15 protein-coding genes and 2 tRNA genes are annotated in these 20,636 nt (G+C 58.0%); 5 read left to right on the top strand and 12 right to left on the bottom strand.

Going from position 1 to position 20,636, the window contains the following annotated elements; translation table 11 throughout:
• Nucleotides 1-29: 29 nt before the first annotated feature.
• Nucleotides 30-103 (top strand) — tRNA-Asp (locus BLU78_RS02055).
• A gap of 88 nt (nucleotides 104-191) precedes the next feature.
• Here BLU78_RS02055 and BLU78_RS02060 read toward each other — a convergent pair.
• From BLU78_RS02060 to BLU78_RS02085, 6 genes are read right to left on the bottom strand one after another with little or no spacing between them, the layout of a single operon-like run.
• Nucleotides 192-3,026, bottom strand: a complete 2,835-nt coding sequence (locus BLU78_RS02060; RefSeq protein ID WP_231290727.1) for a DUF4906 domain-containing protein — start codon at nucleotides 3,024-3,026, stop codon at nucleotides 192-194.
• 19 nt (nucleotides 3,027-3,045) lie between these two features.
• Nucleotides 3,046-4,110, bottom strand: a complete 1,065-nt coding sequence (locus BLU78_RS02065) for a hypothetical protein (protein WP_026020603.1) — start codon at nucleotides 4,108-4,110, stop codon at nucleotides 3,046-3,048.
• A 15-nt stretch (nucleotides 4,111-4,125) separates the two neighbouring features.
• On the bottom strand, nucleotides 4,126-5,151 hold the full coding sequence (locus tag BLU78_RS02070) for a FimB/Mfa2 family fimbrial subunit (protein WP_010259826.1): 1,026 nt from the start codon (nucleotides 5,149-5,151) through the stop codon (nucleotides 4,126-4,128).
• Nucleotides 5,152-5,153: 2 nt separating this feature from the next.
• Nucleotides 5,154-7,133 (bottom strand): Mfa1 family fimbria major subunit, encoded by a 1,980-nt coding sequence (locus tag BLU78_RS02075; protein ID WP_010259829.1) that lies wholly within the window; start codon nucleotides 7,131-7,133, stop codon nucleotides 5,154-5,156.
• Nucleotides 7,134-7,154: 21 nt separating this feature from the next.
• The gene (locus BLU78_RS02080) at nucleotides 7,155-8,594 is read right to left on the bottom strand and encodes a DUF3868 domain-containing protein (RefSeq protein ID WP_010259832.1); all 1,440 of its coding nucleotides are present in this window, start codon (nucleotides 8,592-8,594) and stop codon (nucleotides 7,155-7,157) included.
• Nucleotides 8,595-8,605: 11 nt separating this feature from the next.
• The gene (locus BLU78_RS02085) at nucleotides 8,606-9,193 is read right to left on the bottom strand and encodes a DUF3575 domain-containing protein (protein ID WP_010259835.1); all 588 of its coding nucleotides are present in this window, start codon (nucleotides 9,191-9,193) and stop codon (nucleotides 8,606-8,608) included.
• A 681-nt stretch (nucleotides 9,194-9,874) separates the two neighbouring features.
• Here BLU78_RS02085 and BLU78_RS02090 point away from each other — a divergent pair.
• The 3 genes from BLU78_RS02090 to BLU78_RS02100 all read left to right on the top strand — a co-directional run bounded on the left by BLU78_RS02090 (nucleotide 9,875) and on the right by BLU78_RS02100 (nucleotide 12,060).
• Nucleotides 9,875-9,951, top strand: a tRNA-Asp gene (locus tag BLU78_RS02090).
• Nucleotides 9,952-10,057: 106 nt separating this feature from the next.
• On the top strand, nucleotides 10,058-11,221 hold the full coding sequence (locus tag BLU78_RS02095) for a MalY/PatB family protein (protein ID WP_010259853.1): 1,164 nt from the start codon (nucleotides 10,058-10,060) through the stop codon (nucleotides 11,219-11,221).
• Nucleotides 11,222-11,223: 2 nt separating this feature from the next.
• Nucleotides 11,224-12,060, top strand: coding sequence for an endonuclease/exonuclease/phosphatase family protein (locus BLU78_RS02100; RefSeq protein ID WP_026020606.1), 837 nt, complete (start codon nucleotides 11,224-11,226; stop codon nucleotides 12,058-12,060).
• 52 nt (nucleotides 12,061-12,112) lie between these two features.
• Here BLU78_RS02100 and BLU78_RS02105 read toward each other — a convergent pair whose 3' ends face one another.
• Together BLU78_RS02105 and BLU78_RS02110 are read right to left on the bottom strand one after the other, a co-directional pair.
• Nucleotides 12,113-12,976 (bottom strand): VIT1/CCC1 transporter family protein, encoded by an 864-nt coding sequence (locus BLU78_RS02105; protein ID WP_026020607.1) that lies wholly within the window; start codon nucleotides 12,974-12,976, stop codon nucleotides 12,113-12,115.
• A 13-nt stretch (nucleotides 12,977-12,989) separates the two neighbouring features.
• Nucleotides 12,990-13,868: a DMT family transporter gene (locus tag BLU78_RS02110; protein WP_010259861.1), complete on the bottom strand. Its 879-nt coding sequence runs from the start codon at nucleotides 13,866-13,868 to the stop codon at nucleotides 12,990-12,992.
• Between the two features lie 195 nt (nucleotides 13,869-14,063).
• Between BLU78_RS02110 and BLU78_RS02115 the strand changes: the two genes are divergently transcribed.
• A complete protein-coding gene (locus BLU78_RS02115; protein WP_010259864.1) occupies nucleotides 14,064-14,912 on the top strand; it encodes a glycosyltransferase family 2 protein in 849 nt (282 codons plus the stop codon).
• Nucleotides 14,913-14,945: 33 nt separating this feature from the next.
• Here BLU78_RS02115 and BLU78_RS02120 read toward each other — a convergent pair whose 3' ends face one another.
• From BLU78_RS02120 to BLU78_RS02135, 4 genes are all read right to left on the bottom strand, one after another.
• The gene (locus BLU78_RS02120) at nucleotides 14,946-15,791 is read right to left on the bottom strand and encodes a bifunctional methionine sulfoxide reductase B/A protein (RefSeq protein ID WP_010259865.1); all 846 of its coding nucleotides are present in this window, start codon (nucleotides 15,789-15,791) and stop codon (nucleotides 14,946-14,948) included.
• Between the two features lie 80 nt (nucleotides 15,792-15,871).
• The gene (gene hutI / locus BLU78_RS02125; protein WP_010259867.1) at nucleotides 15,872-17,119 is read right to left on the bottom strand and encodes an imidazolonepropionase; all 1,248 of its coding nucleotides are present in this window, start codon (nucleotides 17,117-17,119) and stop codon (nucleotides 15,872-15,874) included.
• On the bottom strand, nucleotides 17,116-18,597 hold the full coding sequence (gene hutH, locus BLU78_RS02130; protein WP_010259868.1) for a histidine ammonia-lyase: 1,482 nt from the start codon (nucleotides 18,595-18,597) through the stop codon (nucleotides 17,116-17,118). The genes hutI and hutH overlap by 4 nt, the downstream gene beginning before the upstream one ends.
• Nucleotides 18,598-18,613: 16 nt before the next feature.
• Nucleotides 18,614-20,635: a urocanate hydratase gene (locus tag BLU78_RS02135; RefSeq protein ID WP_010259869.1), complete on the bottom strand. Its 2,022-nt coding sequence runs from the start codon at nucleotides 20,633-20,635 to the stop codon at nucleotides 18,614-18,616.
• Nucleotide 20,636 lies beyond the last annotated feature (1 nt).

Here is a 20,636-nt window from a genome sequence, read left to right on the forward strand (position 1 = left end):
ATTATCTTTGCACTCGCAATAACCGGAATGGTGCGTTAGTTCAGCTGGTTAGAATACGTGCCTGTCACGCACGGGGTCAGGGGTTCGAGTCCCCTACGCACCGCAAGAAAGGGTGTAAATCAAGCAATGGCAAGATTTACACCCTTTTTCGTATTCAGTGATATCCGACGGTTCGAACACCGGCCCGCCCGTCAGTCGTCAACGCGCCGCAGGAATGCGGCATCGGATGAAAGTTTCGTGGAAGTGTTCCCATCCGAAGACATGATATTAGTATCATAACTTTCGAAACCAAAGGTGAAATAGTTGATATCGAACCCGTAATAGAAGTCATTATCATTGGTGGATGTGGAAGGTTTTCCCGCTTTAAGACTCCGCAAACCGTAATAATAAAGAGCCCCCGTGCTTGTATAAAGATCGTAGAAACAAGGCATTGTCATGGCTTTCCCTTCGTCCATCTCCTCTGCACGGTTGGCGTACTTCAACACGCCATTTCCTCTCAACGGAGTACTCGTAGTAGTCTGATCCTTATGCTTGCGCCGCCCGTAGCCGGTGTTGCCAATCGGGAAAAAGAGATGCTTATGCGTCTTAGTGTCATAGACGAAACAGCCTCTCATTCCGCGTTCCTGGCCTACGCTGGTATAGGTATTCGTAACCGTATTGGCATCGAGCGTATGGGTGCACTCATCCCCATAGAGAATTCCGTAATAACGAATGAACTGCGTCGGATTCGACAACGATTTCCAATCGTCGGCGGTGGCTACATGGCACGCTTTGTTTCCGTTTTTGATATCCTGCTGCATTCCAGCCTCCGTGAAGCCGTTCCGATAGGCGGGGATCGCTTTGAATGTTTTCGAGCTTTTCCCTCCCGAAGCATTATAAATGTCGAATGTTTTGTCATAACAGGAAATATCGAATCCGTATCCATCCTTCAAATTGTTGGTGGATGCGATCGCATCAGTCGAATTGCCGAACTTGAACATAGAGCCTTCGAGCAGCGGATTGTCCGTGTCGGCACCGCAGTATTCGACATTGGTCATGTGCCACTTGCGTCCCTCGATCTCGACCGGTCCGAGGCCCTGGCTCACCAGCACGACGTGGGTGCAGGTATTGTTATGGAACGTGATTTCAATTCGGCCAAAGCGGCTTCCGTCCCGATATTCCGTGTCGGGTTTGTAGTCGAACTCAATATTCGAACCCGTACCTCCCGTAACCGGCTCCGTACCCCACACGGCAGACTCCGTATCTTTGATACGCACCCAATCACTGCCGTCGAGAATCCTCGCAGTCCAAGGTCCGTCGGAAGGCAGGGCTTCGAATTCATGGGCCACGTTGGGGCTGGAATCGGAGTTCTTCAGCGTAATGCGGAAGGGCTTGGTCGACGATCCCTTGCGCCAGATACCTTTGGGATTGACCAGTCGCCGCGACTGGATCACCTCGACGACCTTTTCCGTCAACTTCGTCTCGCCGTTCCACGCCGTAAACCGGACCTGCGCATAGCGTCGGCGTCCGACATAATAGTTGTTGCCGGAGAATCCGCTGCCAAGCGTCATCGGACGCGTGTAAACGGGAATATCGAACCGGTAGCGCTTGTCGTCCACGCTCACCGGGCTATTGTAAGTCTGCGTGCCTGTATATTCTTTCGTCCGATCGCCTACCGAAGTCTTATCAATGAAACCCAGCGAGAGGAATCCGTCGGTCAAAGCGTTGGCGGCCTTATCAATATAGGGATGATCGTAATAGCCCCAGTCGTTGCCGATAATCTCGGCCGTAACCTTCGTGACCTCCGTGATGTTTTTGTCGTAATAGACCGTCAGCGGAATCGTCAACTGCTGATTCGAGAGATAGGAAATGTACATCGGACTGGCCACGACGATCTCCGGCGGCTGAGGAACATAATCATAGTCGATATGCCAGTCGGGGTTATTGGCGTCCTTGTTGAACACCAGCGTCAGTTTGTAGTGCGTATTGCGCTCGGCGTCGAAATCGTCCTCCATGTTACGCCCCAACATACAGCGGTAGGTGATGTTGCCGTAGGAGGGGTTGTCGACCGAACGGTTGATGTAGTAGCCTTTGACCTCGAGGAAAGTGCCGTTGAGCACATTGTCCTTGTCAGGGCCCTGATACAGATGCTTGTCGGGATGCTGTCCCTGCATATTCTCGTAGAAGAACAGCGACGGAGCGTCCTCGGCATGGTTTCCGAAGGTGTTCACGCCGCGGCCGCACGAAAGTTTCGGCCACTCCGTGTAGTCGGCACCCTTTCCGTAAAGGATCATATCGCCTTCGGCAATCAGTTCGTCGGCAGAAACGGGCGTATTATCATCGACGAGCGAACAATGCGAGGGAATATCCCTGATCTGTGCCGATTTGAGATAGATAAAGATGTTTTCGTTGAGATTCTCCGCATCGAACGATACGGTGACCTTCGACGCCGCACGGCGGACCCATGCATGGAGCGACACGCTCGGCCGGTCTATCGTCACCAATTGCGGCTTGCCTTTGCCGTAGGCCGTGGACGGCTCCTCGGTAAAATACCCCGACATCTGGCAGTTTTTCGTCACGTCCTCCCCGATCCACTTCAACGGGATAGCCCGAAAGCTCTTCTCGGAACGGATGGCCTCGTCGTCGCTCAGATCGCCCATATTGGCCACGGCATAGATACGATAACGCCCGAAAGGCACTTCGCAGGAGAACTCCGCATGTTTGGTTTCGCGCTCCGTCTTGCTCTCTGAACGCGGCACATCGGTCAGCGTCAGTTCGCCGCCGGAAAAATACCGGCATCCGGCCATCACGCCGTTCTCCAGATACCACACGACGAAGATATCGTCGATCTTTCCGATGGCATCGCCTTTGGCGCTGCGCGTCTTTCCGAGCGAAGCGTCCCTCAGCGGACGGAACATCGCACCGAACGTAACGACGCTTTCGCCTTGTCCCGGCGAAGCGCCGTCCGCCAGCGGATCGTCCGCACATGCAGACAACCCGAACAGCGCCATCCCCGCCCAAAATATATAGAGAATAGTTCGATTCATTTTCTGCGTATTATTCGCCTCAGATACCGAATCCCGGCTCCAAGAGCACCTCATCGTACGGGACGACATCCACCTGCCACTCCACCGCCCCATTCCCGTACCGGGGGATGCGGGCGTTGACAACCACATGCGTATTGCGCGGCAACTGCGGCAACGAAGGGAACGCTTTGCGCTGTTCGATGCCATTGATCGAAAGGCTCGTCGCATACGGCTCCGCAGACTTTCCCTCCAGCAGATAGATCGCCGGCAATTCCACCGTTTTTCCGTGCGGCAGTGCGATGCCGGCATCGGAAATTGCGTCGTCGGCATAAACGAACGTATAGTAATCGGCCGGTACGGCATCGTACTGCACGATCTCCCGGATGCCGTCCTCATTGTCCGCGTATACGGTCCCGTGAGGCAGATAATACTCCCTGCGGGCCATCCGGTCTATGGCAAGCCCGGTCAGTACGAGCTTCCGCTCACTCTGATTCGTAATCCGATAGGTGAACTTCACCGCCGCGCGCGTCACGAAGAGTTCGAAACTGCAATCCGTCGCCCCGACCTCGATCTCGTGGCTCTCGTTCATGGGCAGCGCTCCGGAGAGCTGCGACGAATCGCCCTCCAAGCGAATGACCAGCGAGGCCAGCACGTCCGCAGGGAACGAATCGCCCACCCCTATCGCCGTAAGATATTCCGATAGCTTTCCGCCGGCCGATACCGGCGTCCCGTCCATCGTCTCGACCATGGTATTGCCTTCGTTCACGAAGAGATAGACCCGTTTTTTCTCGCGGCCTACGACTTTGAACCGTTCCTGCCGGTCGTACACCAACGCCACGGAGGGTTTGACGAAGCGGTTGGCCTCTACCGTTCCATCGGGCCGGACGACGATGATGCGCAACGTCTGCATCTTCTCGTCGTCATTCGCCGGAGCCGCATCCGAAGAAACCCGCGACCGGGGGATGGCGATATCGGACAATGCGACGTTCAGATCGAGATTCACCAGAAACGGCTGCTCTTCGGCAGATACGTCCGCACTCCGCCTGCATCCCGACGCCAGAAGCGCAAGACACACCCATACGACAACATATACCGATCGTCCCATTCCGTAAATTGCTCGTTACATCTCCGCATCGTTGATCCGCACCACCCAATCGTTCACGACGATCCGCGTATCGATCCACGAACCGTCGGGCCGCAGGAAGAAGAAGAGCACGAAGTCGCACTCCCGATCCAGGTACTCCTGATCGTCCATGTCGTCGTAACGATCGCTGCGCAGCATAAGCAGGTATCGCTTCAACGGCATGTCCACGACCGCCCCGCCGTCGGAATGCCGACGAACGACGAGCCGCGGAGCGCTCTTGGTCATCAGCCGCGAGGTGCTCAGCTCGGCATAGGCCACTCCCACGGCCTCGGGAACGACATTGTCGCCCACGATCGTCACGCCGGTCTGCGCCTGCCCCGTCTTCCACGGCGTGTAGGTCACCGTGCCGGCGGAGAGAAGATCATTGTCGGAACCGAACAGCGTATTGTCGTCGGTAATCTCGAAATCGAAATCATCGGGCGACAGCGTCCCGCCGTTCTCCTGTTGAAGTACGATGCGGATATTGTTCGTGTTCTTCATCATCCTGACAGTGCCTTCCGCATAGAGATCGGCGGTCGAAAGCGCCAGCGTGCCCCAATAGAGACCGTGCAGCCGTTTCCGATCGGGATTCGACAGACAATCGGCCTCCATCCGCACCCGCAGGTCGGAAAAACACGCTCCCCGCACAGGCACAGACATCATCGAGAACGAACGCCGCCCGCAGGCAAGACCTCCGTAAGCCACGAATCGGTAGGTCCCCGCTTCAAGGTCGAGGGTCATCCGGTAGTTCTCGTCGCGCAACTCATCTCCCGTGACCGTCCGCGTCGCAACGTAGCGGTCTTCATCGTCGAAAACCAGCAGCGTCAGACAGTCCACCTCCCGGGGGAAAGCGTTGGCATACGCCATGTTGTAATCGTAGACGAAACGCAACGACACACCATGAGGACACGGTTGAAGGTCCTCGTAGATGTTCTCGCACGCAGGCAAAGCGGCAATCATCAGCGCGGCGCCGAGCGCCGCACCGATGAACCGTAAAACCGGATTTCGTCTTTCGGTCCGCATTTTCAGAATTCGATCTCGTTCACACGAACCACCCACGGCAACACCTCGACGGATACCGAGATATAGACATCGCCGGTCTCGTCGGGATCTTTGGGATCGACGGGATCGGGATCGTTCTCCGAGAGACGGGGATGTCCGAGACGGTTGATCTTCGTCACGGCGAGTTTGTAGACGTTGTTACGCACGACGGCGAACTCCATGTCTCCCATCACGCCTGCATTGTCGTTGTTGTCGTGACGGTTCCAGTAGAAATAGTAGCAGTAGTAGCCCCAGTCGCCGTCGTCCTCACTGGACTGGTAGAGCGTGATGCCGTTTTTGGTCGCGGCCTTTTTGAACAGTTGAAGTGCATCGTCCGTCTTTTCTTTGTCGTTCCACTCATGCCACAGATAGTTGGGACTATCCACATCCTGTCCTTCGCCTTCGTGGGCACCTTTGCCGAACACCGCTTCGTAGAAACTGTTGGTCGTAACGATCGTGCCGTCCTCCAACGTCGCAGCCTTCAATGCCGCCTTAGCCACATTGGGCCAACGCAGATAGAGATTGCCGCCGAACGTGTAGAGAATGGGATCGGTATTGGTGTTGTGACCGAGCTCCAGCGAGGCATCACTCATATCGTAGTCGAGCACTTTGGCCAGTGCTGCGATCTGCTCGTCGGTCGAGTTCCGCGCAGCATCCGTAGGCACCATCCGGCCTTTGAATACGACTCCCGTCGACAGGCCGGCGGTCATACGCTTGGTTTCGTTCACCGTATTCTCAGTCACATAACGCCAGATTTTGTACGATGTAGAGCCATCGCCCGTGTAATTGTCGTCCTCCTTATCCGTACCCAGCACCTCTGCGATCGACGAGGTGTACCACTGCTCGCGGGCTACCGGATCGATGACGCCGTCACCGCTCTCGGTGCCCACACGGAACAACGGGAAATTGTAAGCCGACAGACCCGGCGCTTTCGTAGCGTAGTCTACATCGACGACATAGTTGCCCGGCGTCGTTCCCCACGGAATCTCAGGACGGCAAACGCCGCCCTCTATGGAACCGGCATCGGTAACGCGGCGGAAATAGTAGAACTTGTTGCTCATGTTGACCAACGCCATGCGATTGAGCTCGATATCGACGATGTCGACGGGGTTCGTCGCATCGTCGGTCAGCTTCGCGGCAACCACATGATACTTATTACCGCCCAGCTCGCTGCCGTCGCGGAAGTCGAAGCGTGCCACCGAACGCTCGACACGCACGGGACCGTTGTTTTCGAGGCGGTCGCCGCTGGAAGTCGAAGAGTTGATCGAGAAATCGAGGGGCTTGGAAGCCGACGAATAGTCATCCCACTCTTTGAGCGTGCGGGGCAGCATCTTCGTGGCGATGGTGGCATTGGTCATCAGCATCGCGCCGGGAGCCCAGATTGACGTGTTCTTATTGTCGGTTTCCTTGTCGGTTTCCGACACCTCGCAAACCTTGTCGATCCACGACGTATCGCCGAGAGCGAAGCCGCTCTGACTGTCGTCCGAGGTTCTGAAACTCGTCAGCAGATCGTCGGTATAGTTGCAGATGACGAAGACGTTGACCCGCTGATCGGAGAGAGGATTGTTGTTATAATAAGCGGCCAGTGCGGTCTTCGAGAGTTTGGAGGTCGCCCTGACCGAAGTCTGCGACATTTCGAGACCGGTATCTACCGTACCGGAAGTGATGTAGCCGTTGTCGCTGGGACGGGCCAGTACGATAAGCATGCGATTGACCGTGTTCTCATGATCCTTGCCGATCTCGGTCTTACCGTCGCTTGCCGAAGAACCGTCTTCGGGATCGACGGTAGTGCTTCGCGTACCCTTGCCCGCAGTAGGCAGTGACACGGATACAGACACATAAACCTTGTCACCCGGATTAACCTCACTGCCGCCGCCGACAGTGTCCACAACGTCATCGTTGCTGCACCCCATTGCCATACCCACGGCGAAAAGGGCTGCTAAAAAATTGTTCAGAAGCTTCATTGCATATATGTATTAAGTGATCTATTTCGGTTCATTCGCCAACTCTCCGACCTGTCGCAAAGCCTCCTCCGCTTCAGCGATGCCGCGACCGCGGGCCTCCTCGAAGATTGCCGCCGCCGCATCGTACCTTTCCGACAGCGCCGCCAGCACGCCCCTGGCATAGAGCGCCTCGGCCCGATCGCCGGCTTTGGACAAATAGCGTTCCGCACGCTTCAAATCGCCGCGCATCATCGCCGTCGTGGCGGCATTGAGGTTGGCCGTCGGATCGTCGGGGAACATGCGCACGGCGATTTCGAACGTCTCGGCATACTCGTCACTGCCCGGCTCCATCTCCTGTGCGGCCATATACATCTCCTGCAAACTCAATTTCTGCGGCTGCGTCTTCAACAGACGCCGGATCTCGGCCACGTCGGTATAGGCGCGAACCTCGTACTTCACGGCATAGTCCGAATGACGCAACCCCGGGTAGACGTTTGCAAGCAGATAGGCGTATGCTTCGGGATAATTCTTTTTGATCCGCCACTCTTTCGCGTCGGGCGCCAGATCGCTGCGGATCACCGCAAGAATCGCCGTCCGGTCGGCAAGCCCCGATGTCTCGACAAAGCGTTCCAGGCCGGCCCAATCTTCCGGTTCGTAATCGGTTGTGAGCAGCGACTCGGGAAAATCGTATTGCCGCTGCACATACTCCCTGAGCGTCTGCGTACGCCCCTTCGCCAACCGTTCATTGTTGGCATACGTGCCTTCCGGCGAAGCGTAACCTTTGATCGTCACACCGATGATCTTAGTGTCGGCGTCGGCTTTGACGGCATCAATCGTGGCGAGAATCTTCCGCAACTCAACGGGGTTATTACGATAGGTGTCGTAGATTTCCGTGCGGTTGACCGGAAAATCAATGTTCGCGGAACCTTCCACCGTAAGGATTTTCGCCTCCGCTTCGGGACGGACATAGACCGGAACCGGAACAAAATACCGTTTCTCCGGTTCGAAACCGAGCGCCGTCAGCCGCTCATCGGCATCCGACAACGGAGCGCCACAGCAACCGCGCACCTGGCTCCTGGCGCTGAGCGTCGCCGTATTCATCCACGTTTCGTAAGGAATCACCGCCCGGTACTCGATCACCCCGATACACCCCTCACGGTAGAGTGTCGCATCGTCCGGCGTCAGGCCATTGCGCAAATGATGGTAATAGCGGTTACGGCCGGCGATCAGCACCGGCGGCAACGTTACAATCGCGTCACCCTGCGTCAGCGTCGGGGTCAGCAGCATCTCCAAATTGGTTTTAAGATCCAGCGCCGAAACATCGATGTCCATCGCTACGAACAACTTCTCGTCGGCACGCGACACGGCCAGATTCGATACAGTCACCCGACCGTCGAGGATCGGCTGCGCCTTCGTCGGCTGTTCCGCAAGCAAAAACGACAATCCGAAGAAAAGAATTTTCGAAATATTATTTGCCTTCATGACTGCATGAATTAAAAGGTATAGACCAGATTAACAGCCGCTTTGGTCGGCCCCACATAATGATGCGGCCGGTCTTCGGCGAGCTTTCGTCCGCATCTGGCGCACGGATAACTGTCGAATCGCGTATAGATCCATCCGACGCCCAACTCCGCTTCCAGATTCCAGTGCGTACCCAGAATCCATGCGTAGCCATAGGCGACGCCAGCACCGGTGAACCAGCCCTGATAGCGACGCTCCGAGATTTTCGAGAAATCGGTACCCAGAAACGAAATGCCGTTTTTCAGTCCACCTATATTATATTTACCGCCCAATATATGCATTCCCAGAAAATGTCCTGCAAATCGGTCGCAAAACCAATAGCGCGCTTCGGGCTGCACGAGCCAATGTTTCCACCTGCGTTCATGCGACAACGTCCAGCCGTTGTAGTTGCCCGACACGTCGAGTGTCCACCGCGGCGCCATTCCGACCTCCACGCCAAGGTTTACAGTGTAAAGAGCATCGTAAAGCAGATTGGTTTTAACCGCGACACGCTGCCCCTGTGCACAAACGCCGCAAAACGTCAGGCCCAGGAACAAGAGTCCTTTCATCAAATTTTTCATTTTCACAGCTGTTTCACATCCGATATTTCAATATAAACCTCTTTCATCACTCTTACGAATGAATTGAATCTTCGGCGGGAGTATATCGCAACCATGCCAGAATGCATTTATATACTCTGATATTTAGCCATACACCAAGCCGTCCCAAGTATTTCCCGGAACAATTCTCACTCTCGATAATCTGACGCTGATACTGGAAATACGAGTATGCTATGTATGGTTTCTTCCTAAGAAACCATATATGGCTGCACAAAAATATATTTTTTTGTTTAAAAGACCAAACAAAAAAAGCGCATTTTTCAAATAAAAAAATCCCCCCCCCTCGCAAAATCGCATATAGATCAACAACTTACACAACCATCCATATTTTTAGATTCTTCAAATAAATCTTTTATTCCGATGCCTCAGATCGGTCATTCTACGATGCACCAAAAAAGGATAATACCAAAATGTTTATCATAACATGGGCGTAGTATGCACCTATGGATAGATAATCGTTGCTTTAGTCGGAGCTGTGGTTTCTTAGGAAGAAATCATATTACCAACTCACCCCGCAGACGCTTTATAACCCCATCCCTCAGCACGATCGTCGGATTTTGGTACGGCAAACTAAAAAAATATGCCGCAAATATTTGCAGTTTTCAGAAAAAACGGTATCTTTGCACTCGCAATAACCGGAATGGTGCGTTAGTTCAGCTGGTTAGAATACGTGCCTGTCACGCACGGGGTCAGGGGTTCGAGTCCCCTACGCACCGCCAACCAACAGCAATCCCTGCTCCCCTATCGGAGCGGGGATTTTTTGTTATGCAACGGTTTTTACCCCTGCCGACTGAAACCTTCGACTGCAATTTTACGTATTGTACTATGATGAACTACGATTTCGATGAACTGATCCCGCGGCGGGGCACACACTCCGTGAAATGGGACGAACAGCCCGCACCGGACATACTGCCGATGTGGGTGGCAGATATGGATTTCAGGACGGCACCGGCTGTCATCGAGGCGCTTCGCCGCAGGGTCGAGCACGGTATTTTCGGCTATGCGAAGGTCCCGGAAAGCTACTATGCGGCAATCACGAGGTGGTTTTCCCGGCGCCACGGCTGGGCGCCGGAGCGCGAATGGATACATCCTGTGACCGGCGTGATCCCGGCCCTGGCGGCCATTCTCCGGGCACTGACCCGGCCGGGCGACAAAGTGCTGGTGCAGACTCCCGTCTACAACCATTTCTTCATCTCTGTCGCCAACAGCGGTTGTGAAGCCGCCGAATGTGAGCTGGTTTGCCGCGACAACACCTACACCATTGATTTCGAAGCCCTGGAACACACAGCAGCCGATCCGGACGTGAAGCTGATGCTGCTCTGCAACCCCCACAACCCCGCAGGGCGCGTCTGGACACCCGAAGAACTGCGGCGCATCGGAGAAATCTGCCTGCGCAACGACGTTTTCATCGTCGCCGACGAGATACACTGCGAACTCATCATGCCCGGCTTCCGCTATACGCCTTTCGCATCGCTTTCGGAGGAGTTTGCCCGGCACTCGGTCACCTGCACCTCCCCCAGCAAGGCTTTCAACCTCGCGGGATTGCAAGTCGCCAATATCTTCGCCGCGGATGGCTCGATCAGGGCGCGCATCGAGGAGGCGCTCGGCCGGAACGAAACGGGCGAGATCAGCCCCTTTGCCATCGACGCCCTCACGGCGGCTTACAACGAGGGGGCCGAATGGCTCGACGCGCTTAACGCCTATCTCCATGAAAACTACCTTTTCCTGCGGGACTACCTCACCCGGGAACTGCCCCGATACCCTGTGCTGCCCCTCGAGGGTACCTACCTGGCATGGATCGACTGCCGCGCCGCAGGCATGACCTCGGAGGCGCTTGCCGACCGGCTGCTCACGGAAGGACGTCTTTTCATCAACCCCGGGGCGATTTACGGCCCGGCAGGCGAAGGATTCATCCGTCTGAACATCGCCTGCCCGCGAACGCTGCTGATCGACGGCCTCGAACGACTGAAAAAAGCACTAACTCTATGATAATGAAAAGAACCGCACTTCTGCTGCTCCTCGCAGCCTGCTTTTCCATGCCGGTATTTGCCGGCGACGGCCCGCAGCCGATCAAACTGATCTCCTACAACCTGCGCAACAGCGGCGCCCGGGACGGCGACAACGCCTGGATGAAACGCCGCCATGCCACACCGCAGATGATCCGCCAGGAGGCACCCGACGTATTCGGCGTGCAGGAGGGACTGATCGACCAACTGCAATACATCGACACCGAATGTCCGCAGTACGCCCGCGTCGGCGTGGGACGCGACGACGGGTCCGAAGGCGGCGAAATCATGGCCGTTTACTACCTCCGCGACCGTTTCGAACTGGTGGACAGCGGCACGCTCTGGCTCAGCGAAACGCCCTCCGAAGTTTCGCGCGGCTGGGACGGCGCCTGCAACCGCACAATGACATGGGCCGAGTTGCGCGACAAGGCTTCGGGCAAGGAATTCTTCTATTTCAACACGCATCTCGACCACCGCGGCAAGATCGCCCGCGAAGAGTCGATAAAACTCATTGTCAACGAAATCCAGCGCATTGCGGGTCCGAAAGGCACGGCAGTTCTGGGCGGAGATTTCAACACTCCGGTCGACAGTCCGATCTTCAAACCACTGACCAAATACATGAAGTCAGTCCGCGACAAGGCTCCGGAAACGGACCACAAAGGGACCTTCAACGGATTCGGATCGGCTCCCGACACGATCGTGATCGACCACCTCTACTACCGGGGCAAGCTCAAATGCCTGACCTTCTCCACACTCGACGGCAACTACGGGGCACCTTTCATTTCGGACCACTACCCGATCGCCATGACCTTCACGCTGTAAGACAAAAAATCCCGGAGCGCCGAACTCCGGGATTTTTCATATCGTCCATACCCTACGCCTCAATCCCTGTGAGGGCTTTCAGCAGGTAGCCGATCAGGAAACTGATCCCCGCCACCGTAAAACTCAACACAGCCATTTCGGTAAACCGGCGACGGAAACTCTCGGCCCGCGCCACGGCATAATAGTAGTTGAACAGCGCAATAATCAGCAGCGCGGCGGCCAGCATGACGCCCAACGCCGCAAGGGCATTCGAAATCAGCACGAAAGGCATGACCAGCGCCACGACCGTCACAACATAAGCGATGCCGGTATAGATCGCCGCTTTGACCGGCCGCTTGCCGGGCTCCTTGTCCGATTTGGTCGACAAGTATTCCGACGAGGCCATCGAAAGGGCTGCCGCAATTCCCGTGATGCTGCCCGTCAGGGCGATCAGGCGCGAGTCTCCCAACGCCAGCGTGAAGCCCGCCAGCGCTCCCGTGAACTCCACCAGCGCGTCGTTCAGTCCCAGCACCACCGAACCCATGTAGGCCAGCCGCTCCTCATCGATCAGGCCGATCAACTCCTGTTCGTGACGCTCTTCGTCGCGGGCCATGCCGACAAAATCCTCCATATCGGGATAATTCGCATAGAGCCTGCCCGCATCCTTCTCGCCCAATTCCATCCGCCGCACGGCAAACGTCACGCCCAGCACACGCGCCAACAGCACGTAGAGCCAGGCTTTTCCCCGCGCGGGTCTCACGTCGCGTCCCGTGCGGGTCCGCAGCAGGGCGTAATGCCGTTTTTCATCCGCGGCAATGCGCAGCAGCACATCGCGGTTCGCAGGACCCTTCTCCACCTGCGAGAGTCTGCGATAGACTTCATAACTGGTCGCCTCGTCACGCTGGAGGGCCATCATGTTTTCCATTCTGATATCCATATATCGAATCATTTTACGGTCGCCGGCTGCGCAGGACAACCATCGTCACCGCCGCGACAATCAACAAAATACCTCCCGCCCCCTGCACCGTGAAGGGCTCGGCGAAGACGCATACACCGATCACCACGGCCGTCACCGGCTCCATAGCGCCGAAGATCGAGGTCAGCGTCGGCCCGATGCTTTTGATGGCCTGCACCAGCGCCATGTTCGACAGAGCGGTCGCGGGCAGGGCGATGCCGAGAATGCAGAGCCACGTACGGGGATCGGTCTCGAGACGGATGCCGCCCGTGAAGCACCCTCCGATGATGAAGAACAGCGCCCCGAAAGCCATCACATAACAGGTCAGCACCGTGGAATCGATCTCCACGGCCCGGCTCTTGCGCACGCCCACGATGTAGCCGCCATAGGCAACGACCGACACCACCGACGATACGATTCCCAGCGTCGTGTCCCCGCGCGTGAATCCGGCGTTGCCCTGCGAGAGCAGCACGGCCCCGACGATCGACAGGGCGATGGCAGCAAAGGTCCACACCGAACCGCGTTCGCGGAAGAAGCACATCATCACCAATGCCACGACCAGCGGATACATGAAATGGATCGTCGAGGCCATTCCGCTGGCGATATTCTGGTAGGCTATCACCAGGCTCAGCGACGTGGCGGCCCGGAAAATGCTCAGCAGGAACACCGTGCCCAGTTCGTGCCGGCCGAGGCGGAAGTTACACCCTGCCATCAGTCCGTAGGCGCCCAGACAGAGCGACGCCACGCCCCAGCGGTAAGTCAGCACCTCGAATGACGAATATCCCACGCCGATCAGCAGCAGGGTGAACAATGGAGCCAACCCGAAAGTCGACGACGAGAGAGCCGCCCAGAGAATTCCTTTGACGCGATTCATACGATTCCGTTTACGACCGCAAAAGTAAACAATATATCCGCATTCCGCACCGCCGGAGGGCAGAAAAGGGGCAGAAAAGCAGCCTCCGGGGCTGTTTTTGCACACAGCCTGCCCCGTACCGCCGGTGCACCCCGACGAAAATGTTTGGCAGAGCAGATTTTTATGTTACTTTTGTAGAATCAAATCCGCACACGCATGAAATGGTACGCCAAATTTCTCCCCGTCTATGAAAAGCCTTTCGCCGAAGCTCCCGCGGCAGCCGTCGCCGAGGTGCGCGCGAAACTGGCCGAACGGCAGTCGGACAAACCGCTGGTAACGGTCTCCGTCATCGCCTATAACGAGGAGCGGCGCCTGCTGGCGTGTCTCTGGTCGCTCGCCGAACAGCAATGCCGCTACCCGATGGAGATCATCGGCACCGACAACCTCTCGAAAGACCGCACGGCGGAGGTTTTCGAAGCCGTCGGCCTGCCGTGGAAGCGCGAGACGACACCCGGATGCGGGCATGCGCGGCTCTGCGGACTGGGCCGCGCCCGCGGCAAGTACCACATCAACATCGACGCCGACACGATGTACCCGCCGCGCTATGTCGAGACGATGGTCGACGCGCTGGAACGCCGGGACGTCGTGGCCGTCAGCTCGCTCTGGAGCTACATTCCCGACGCTTCGCACTCGGCTTTCGGACTCTGGTTCTACGAACTGGCCCGCGACACGCACCTGTGGCTCCAGTCGTTCAATCGGCCCGAACTGAGCGTCCGCGGACTGGTCTTCGCCTACAATACGGAGTTGGCCCGCAAGGTGGGCATCCGCACCGACATCATCCGCGGCGAGGACGGCTCGCTGGCCCTCGGGCTGAAACCCTACGGCCGCATCGCTTTCGTCCGCAAACGCCGGGCGCGCGCCGTGACGGGCTACGGCACGGTTTCGAAGGACGGGTCGCTGATGGACAGTTTCCGCGTGCGGGCCGTCAAAGCCCTGAAAGGTCTCGGCGGGATATTCTCCAAAAAATCGGAATACAAGGACGAAGAGGACAACCTGTTGAAATGAAAACTCCCGGCCGCATGGCCGGGAGTTTTCATTTCAGAAACGCTTGGTGTATCCGTGGCAATAGGGCTGCGTGCCCTTGCGGTCGTAATAATCCTGATGGTACTCCTCGGCAGGCCAGAAAGTCGTGGCCTGTGTAACCTCGGTCACGACATCGTAGCCCTTCGCGCGCAGTTCGGCAATCAGCTTTTCGGCCGTTTCGCGCTGAGCGGGCGTGGTGTAGAAAATTTCCGAACGGTACTGGTCACCGATATCGGGCCCCTGCCTGCCGACCTGCGTGGGGTCGTGAATCTCAAAAAACAACCGCGCCAGCTTCTCGTAGGAAACTTTCGCGGGATCGAACGTCACACGCACCGCTTCGGCATGCCCCGTGCGATGGCTGCACACCTCCTCATAGGTAGGATTCTCGGTATGGCCTCCGATATAACCGGACTCGACATCGAGCACCCCGGGCTCTTTCGAGAGCAGGTGCTCCACACCCCAGAAACAGCCTCCGGCGAAGATCGCCGTCTCGGTCTGCTCCTTTATGTCCGCAGGCACAAACTCCAGCGAAATGGAGTTGACACAGTGGCGCGTATTCTTGGGCGTGAATCCCTCGCCCGCAAAAACATGCCCCAGATGGGCTCCGCATTTGGCGCAGGTGATCTCCGTGCGCCGGCCGTCGGCATCCGGGGTCCGTTTCACGGCTCCGGGAATCTCGTCGTCGAAACTCGGCCAGCCGCATCCGGCGTCGAACTTGTCCGCCGAGCGGTACAACGGCGCCCCGCACTGGCGGCAGACGTAGGTCCCCGGCTCCTTGTGTTTGTAATAGCGGCCCGTGAAAGGCGCTTCAGTGCCCTTGTCGACGATCACCCGCTTCTCTTCCGGTGTCAACGGTTTCATATTCTGTGCATTTACGGCCCCGCACACGGCAAGGCAGATTATCAACCAAGTATTTCGCATACCGCCAAAAACCTCAAAAACTAAGCCATTCCGAAAACTTCGCCGCCTTTTAAAAACACTCGCCGAATCAGCGGCGTCTGATAGGCATAGGAGAAGAACTCGACGGATGACATAGGCTTCGTGATGAAGAAATTGGCGACTTTACCTAAAGTGATGCTTCCGTAGTCGCGGCTCAGCCCCATGGCATAGGCGCCGTTGAGCGTCGCGGCATTGATGGCCTCCGCAGGAGTCATCTTCATACGGATCGAGGCCAGCGAAACGACCATGCGCATATTGCCCGAGGGTGACGACCCGGGATTGTAGTCCGAAGCCAACGCCACGCCCAGCCCCGCACCGATCATCTCCCTGGCCGGGGGATAACTCATACCGAGAAAGAAAGCCGCACCGGGCAGCAGCGTCGGCATGGTCACCGCACCGTGCAGGGCCTCGATTTCCGCCGCGCCCATACGCTCGAGGTGGTCGACCGAAAGGGCGTCGTACTCCACTCCCACCTGCACACCGCCCGAGACGGCCAGTTCGTTGGCGTGAATCTTTCCCCGCAGGCCCAGCTTGCGCCCGACCCGGAGGATGCGGGCCGTCTCTTCGACGGTAAAAAATCCCTCATCGCAGAAAACATCGACGAAATCGGCCAGCCCTTCGGCCGCCACGGCCGGCAGCATCTCGTTGCAGATCAGGTCGACATACTCCCCCTGCCGGCCCCGGTAGGCCCGAGCCACGGCATGTGCCCCGAGGAACGTGGCGCGGACCTCCAGCGGCGACGTTTCGCGGATGCGGCGGATGACGCGCAACATCTTCAGCTCGTCCCCGGTCGAAAGCCCGTAGCCGCTTTTGATCTCCACGCACCCCGTACCCATCGCCGTAATTTCGCGCACACGCTCCATTGCCTGCGCATAGAGCTCATCTTCGGAGGTTTCGTGCAGCAGGTCGGCGGAATTGAGGATTCCCCCGCCCCGCCGGGCGATCTCCTCGTAGCTCAGGCCGTTGATCTTGTCCAGAAACTCCTGTTCACGGCTCCCGGCATAGACCAGGTGGGTATGCGAGTCGCAGAACGACGGAAAGAGCATGCCCTCTTCGGCATCAACCACCTGGTCGGCGGCGATCTCGCCCAGCTCGTCCATGCGCCCGTAAGCCGCAAAACGATCGTTGTCAACCAGCAGCCACGCATCGTCGAAGCATTCCAGCCGGTCCATCTCCGCACCGCAGACCCGGAGACGGCCCGTCGATTCGATGCCGACGATGCGGCCGATATTTTTCACCAGCAGCTTCATAGCGTATGCAGGAATTGGATCGAGGCTTCGATATGGGGATACATCACCTCGTCGTTGTCGATGAACGGCACCCGCTGCCGGTAGTCGGCCAACAAGCGTTCCAGCGCAGGCGACGTGCGTGCCGGGCGGCGGAACTCGATGGCCTGCGCAGCATTGAACAGTTCGATGGCCAGCACCCGTTCTGTGTTACAGACCACGCGCCAGAGCTTCGTCGCAGCGTTGGAACCCATGCTCACATGGTCCTCCTGCCCCTGCGACGAGGGGATCGAGTCGACCGACGCAGGCATGCAGAGTCCCTTGGACTGACTGACGATCGAGGCCGCAGTGTACTGCGGGATCATGAAGCCGCTGTTCAGTCCGGGATTCGCCACGAGGAATTTCGGCAGCTCGCGGGCTCCCGAAATCAACTTATAGGTGCGGCGTTCCGAAATATTGCCCAGCTCGGCCAGAGCTATGGCCAGAAAATCCATTGCGAGGGCGATCGGCTGGCCGTGGAAATTGCCCGCCGATACGACCATGTCCTCCTCGGGGAAAACCGTCGGATTGTCGGTCGTGGAGTTGATCTCGGTAGTCAGCACGCTCTCCACATAATCGATGGTGTCCTTCGAAGCCCCGTGCACCTGCGGCATGCAGCGGAACGAATAGGGGTCCTGCACATGCTTCTTTGCACGGGCGATCAGTTCGCTGCCCTCCAGCAAGCCGCGGATGGCGCGGGCCGTGGCCAATTGCCCCCGGTGGGCACGGATGAGATGCACCTCGTCGCAGAAAGGCTCGATACGCCCGTCGAAGGCGTCCAGCGCCAGCGCCCCGATCCTGTCGGCCCACTCGCTCAGCCGGCGGGCCCGGATCAGCGACCAGACACCGTAAGCACTCATGAACTGCGTGCCGTTCAGCAGGGCAAGTCCCTCTTTCGACTGCAGCCGGATCGGCTCCAGCCCCACCTCGGCCAATACGTCGGCCGCGGGGCGAACCTCGCCTTTATACTCCACCTCCCCGAGCCCCAGCAGCGGCAGGCTCATGTGGGCCAGCGGCGCAAGGTCGCCCGAAGCGCCCAGCGATCCCTGCTGGTAGACCACGGGCAGGATGTCGCGGTTGAAAAACTCCACGAGACGCTCGACCGTCGCCAGCTGCACGCCCGAATGGCCGTAGGAGAGCGACTGGATTTTCAGCAGCAGGATCAGCTTCACGATCTCCGAGGGCACGCGCTCTCCGGTGCCGCAGGCATGCGACATCACGAGGTTCTGCTGCAACCGCGACAGATCGTCGCGCCCCACCGAGATATCGCACAGCGACCCGAAACCGGTGGTGATGCCGTAGATCGGCCGCTCGGTGTTCTCCATCTTGCGGTCGAGGTACTCGCGGCAGCGGACAATGCGCTGCCGGGCATCGTCGCTCAGCGCGAGCAGCAGATGTCGTTCAATGATTTCGCGGACCCGGTCAATCGAAAGATGATCCGCTGTGATATGATGATGTTCCATTTGAAATAACCGTTTTTTAATCATTATCATTCAATGCATTGCGAATGACTTCATCGTCAGCGAAGCTGGGCAGCGTCACACGCAGTCCCGGCGTGCGCTCCATCTCGCGGCGAATGGCCTCGACGGCCCCCTCGTTGCGGGCCCAGCTGCGGCGGGCAATGCCGTTGTTGACATCCCACAGCAGCATTTCGCGGATATGGCGGTCGGACTCATCCGAACCGTCAATCACCATCCCGAAACCGCCGTTGATAACCTCGCCCCAGCCTACACCGCCGCCGTTGTGGATCGAGACCCACGTGGCGCCGCGGAAAGCATCGCCGATGACGTTCTGCACGGCCATGTCCGCCGTGAGGTTCGAACCGTCATAGATGTTCGAAGTCTCACGGTACGGCGAATCGGTGCCCGAAACGTCGTGATGGTCGCGTCCCAGCACCACGGGAGCCGTGATGCGCCCGTCGGCGATGGCCCGGTTGAACGCCTGCGCGATCTTCGTGCGGCCCTCGCAGTCGGCATAGAGAATGCGGGCCTGCGAACCCACGACGAGCTTGTTGCGCCCGGCCTCACGAATCCAATGGATGTTGTCGTCCAACTGGCCCCGGATATCGTCGGGTGCCGTCTTCCGGATCTCCTCCAGCACTTCGGCGGCCAGCCGGTCGGTCGTTTCGAGGTCCTCGGTGCGCCCCGAGGTGCAGACCCAGCGGAAAGGCCCGAACCCATAGTCGAAAAACATCGGCCCCATGATATCCTGCACATAGGAGGGATAGCGGAAGCGTCCGCCCTCGCCCGTCACCGCCGCCCCGGCCCGCGAGGCTTCCAGCAGGAAGGCATTGCCGTAGTCGAAGAAATACATCCCCCGGTCAGTCAGTTTGTTGATGGCATCCACCTGCCGCCGCAGCGACTCCTGCACACATTCGCGGAAACGCCCGGGCTCTTCGGCCATCATCTTGTTCGACGCCTCGTAGCTCAGCCCTACGGGATAGTAACCGCCCGCCCAGGGGTTGTGCAGCGAAGTTTGGTCCGAACCCAGATCGACCGGAATCTCTTCGGCGGCCAGCCGCTCCCAGAGGTCCACGACATTGCCCACATAGGCCAGCGACACGACCTCTTTCGCTTTGACAGCCTGACGAATACGAGGTATCAGCTCATCCAGCGCTTCATGCAGTTCGTCGACCCACCCCTGCTCGTAGCGCTTCCGCGCCGCTTTGGGGTTGATTTCGGCAACGACCGACACTACGCCCGAAATGTTGCCCGCCTTGGGCTGGGCGCCCGACATGCCGCCGAGACCCGACGTGACGAACAGCATCCCGCGGGTATCGGTGCGCCCCGCCGTGAAACGCTTGCGCGCGGCGTTCATCACCGTGATCGTCGTACCGTGGACGATACCCTGCGGACCGATATACATATACGACCCGGCGGTCATCTGTCCGTACTGCGACACCCCGAGGGCATTCATCCGCTCCCAGTCGTCAGGCGACGAGTAGTTGGGAATCACCATGCCGTTCGTCACCACCACACGCGGAGCATCGGGGCTCGACGGAAACAACCCCAGCGGGTGTCCCGAGTACATCACCAACGTCTGACGGTCGGTCATTTCCGACAAATACTGCATCGCCAGCCGGTACTGCGCCCAGTTCTGGAACACCGCACCGTTGCCTCCGTAGGTAATCAGTTCGTGGGGATGCTGGGCCACCCGCGGGTCGAGGTTATTCTGGATCATCAGCATGATGGCCGCAGCCTGCCGGCACCGGGCGGGATATTCGTCAATCGGCCGCGCATGCATCTCGTAATCGGGACGCAGGCGGTACATATAGATACGCCCGTAGCGGCGCAGTTCCTCGGCAAACTCTTTCGCCAACGCGGCGTGGTGTTTGGCGGGGAAGTAGCGCAGGGCATTTTTCAGGGCCAGCGCCCTCTCCTCCTCCGTGAGTATCTCCTTGCGCCTGGGGGCATGATTGACCTGTTTGTCGTAAGGTTTCGCAGCGGGAAGCCGGTCGGGAATACCTGCACGGATGTCGTTCTGGAATTCTTCGCGTGTCATA

The organism is Alistipes timonensis JC136 (assembly GCF_900107675.1).
Lineage (GTDB): Bacteria > Bacteroidota > Bacteroidia > Bacteroidales > Rikenellaceae > Alistipes > Alistipes timonensis.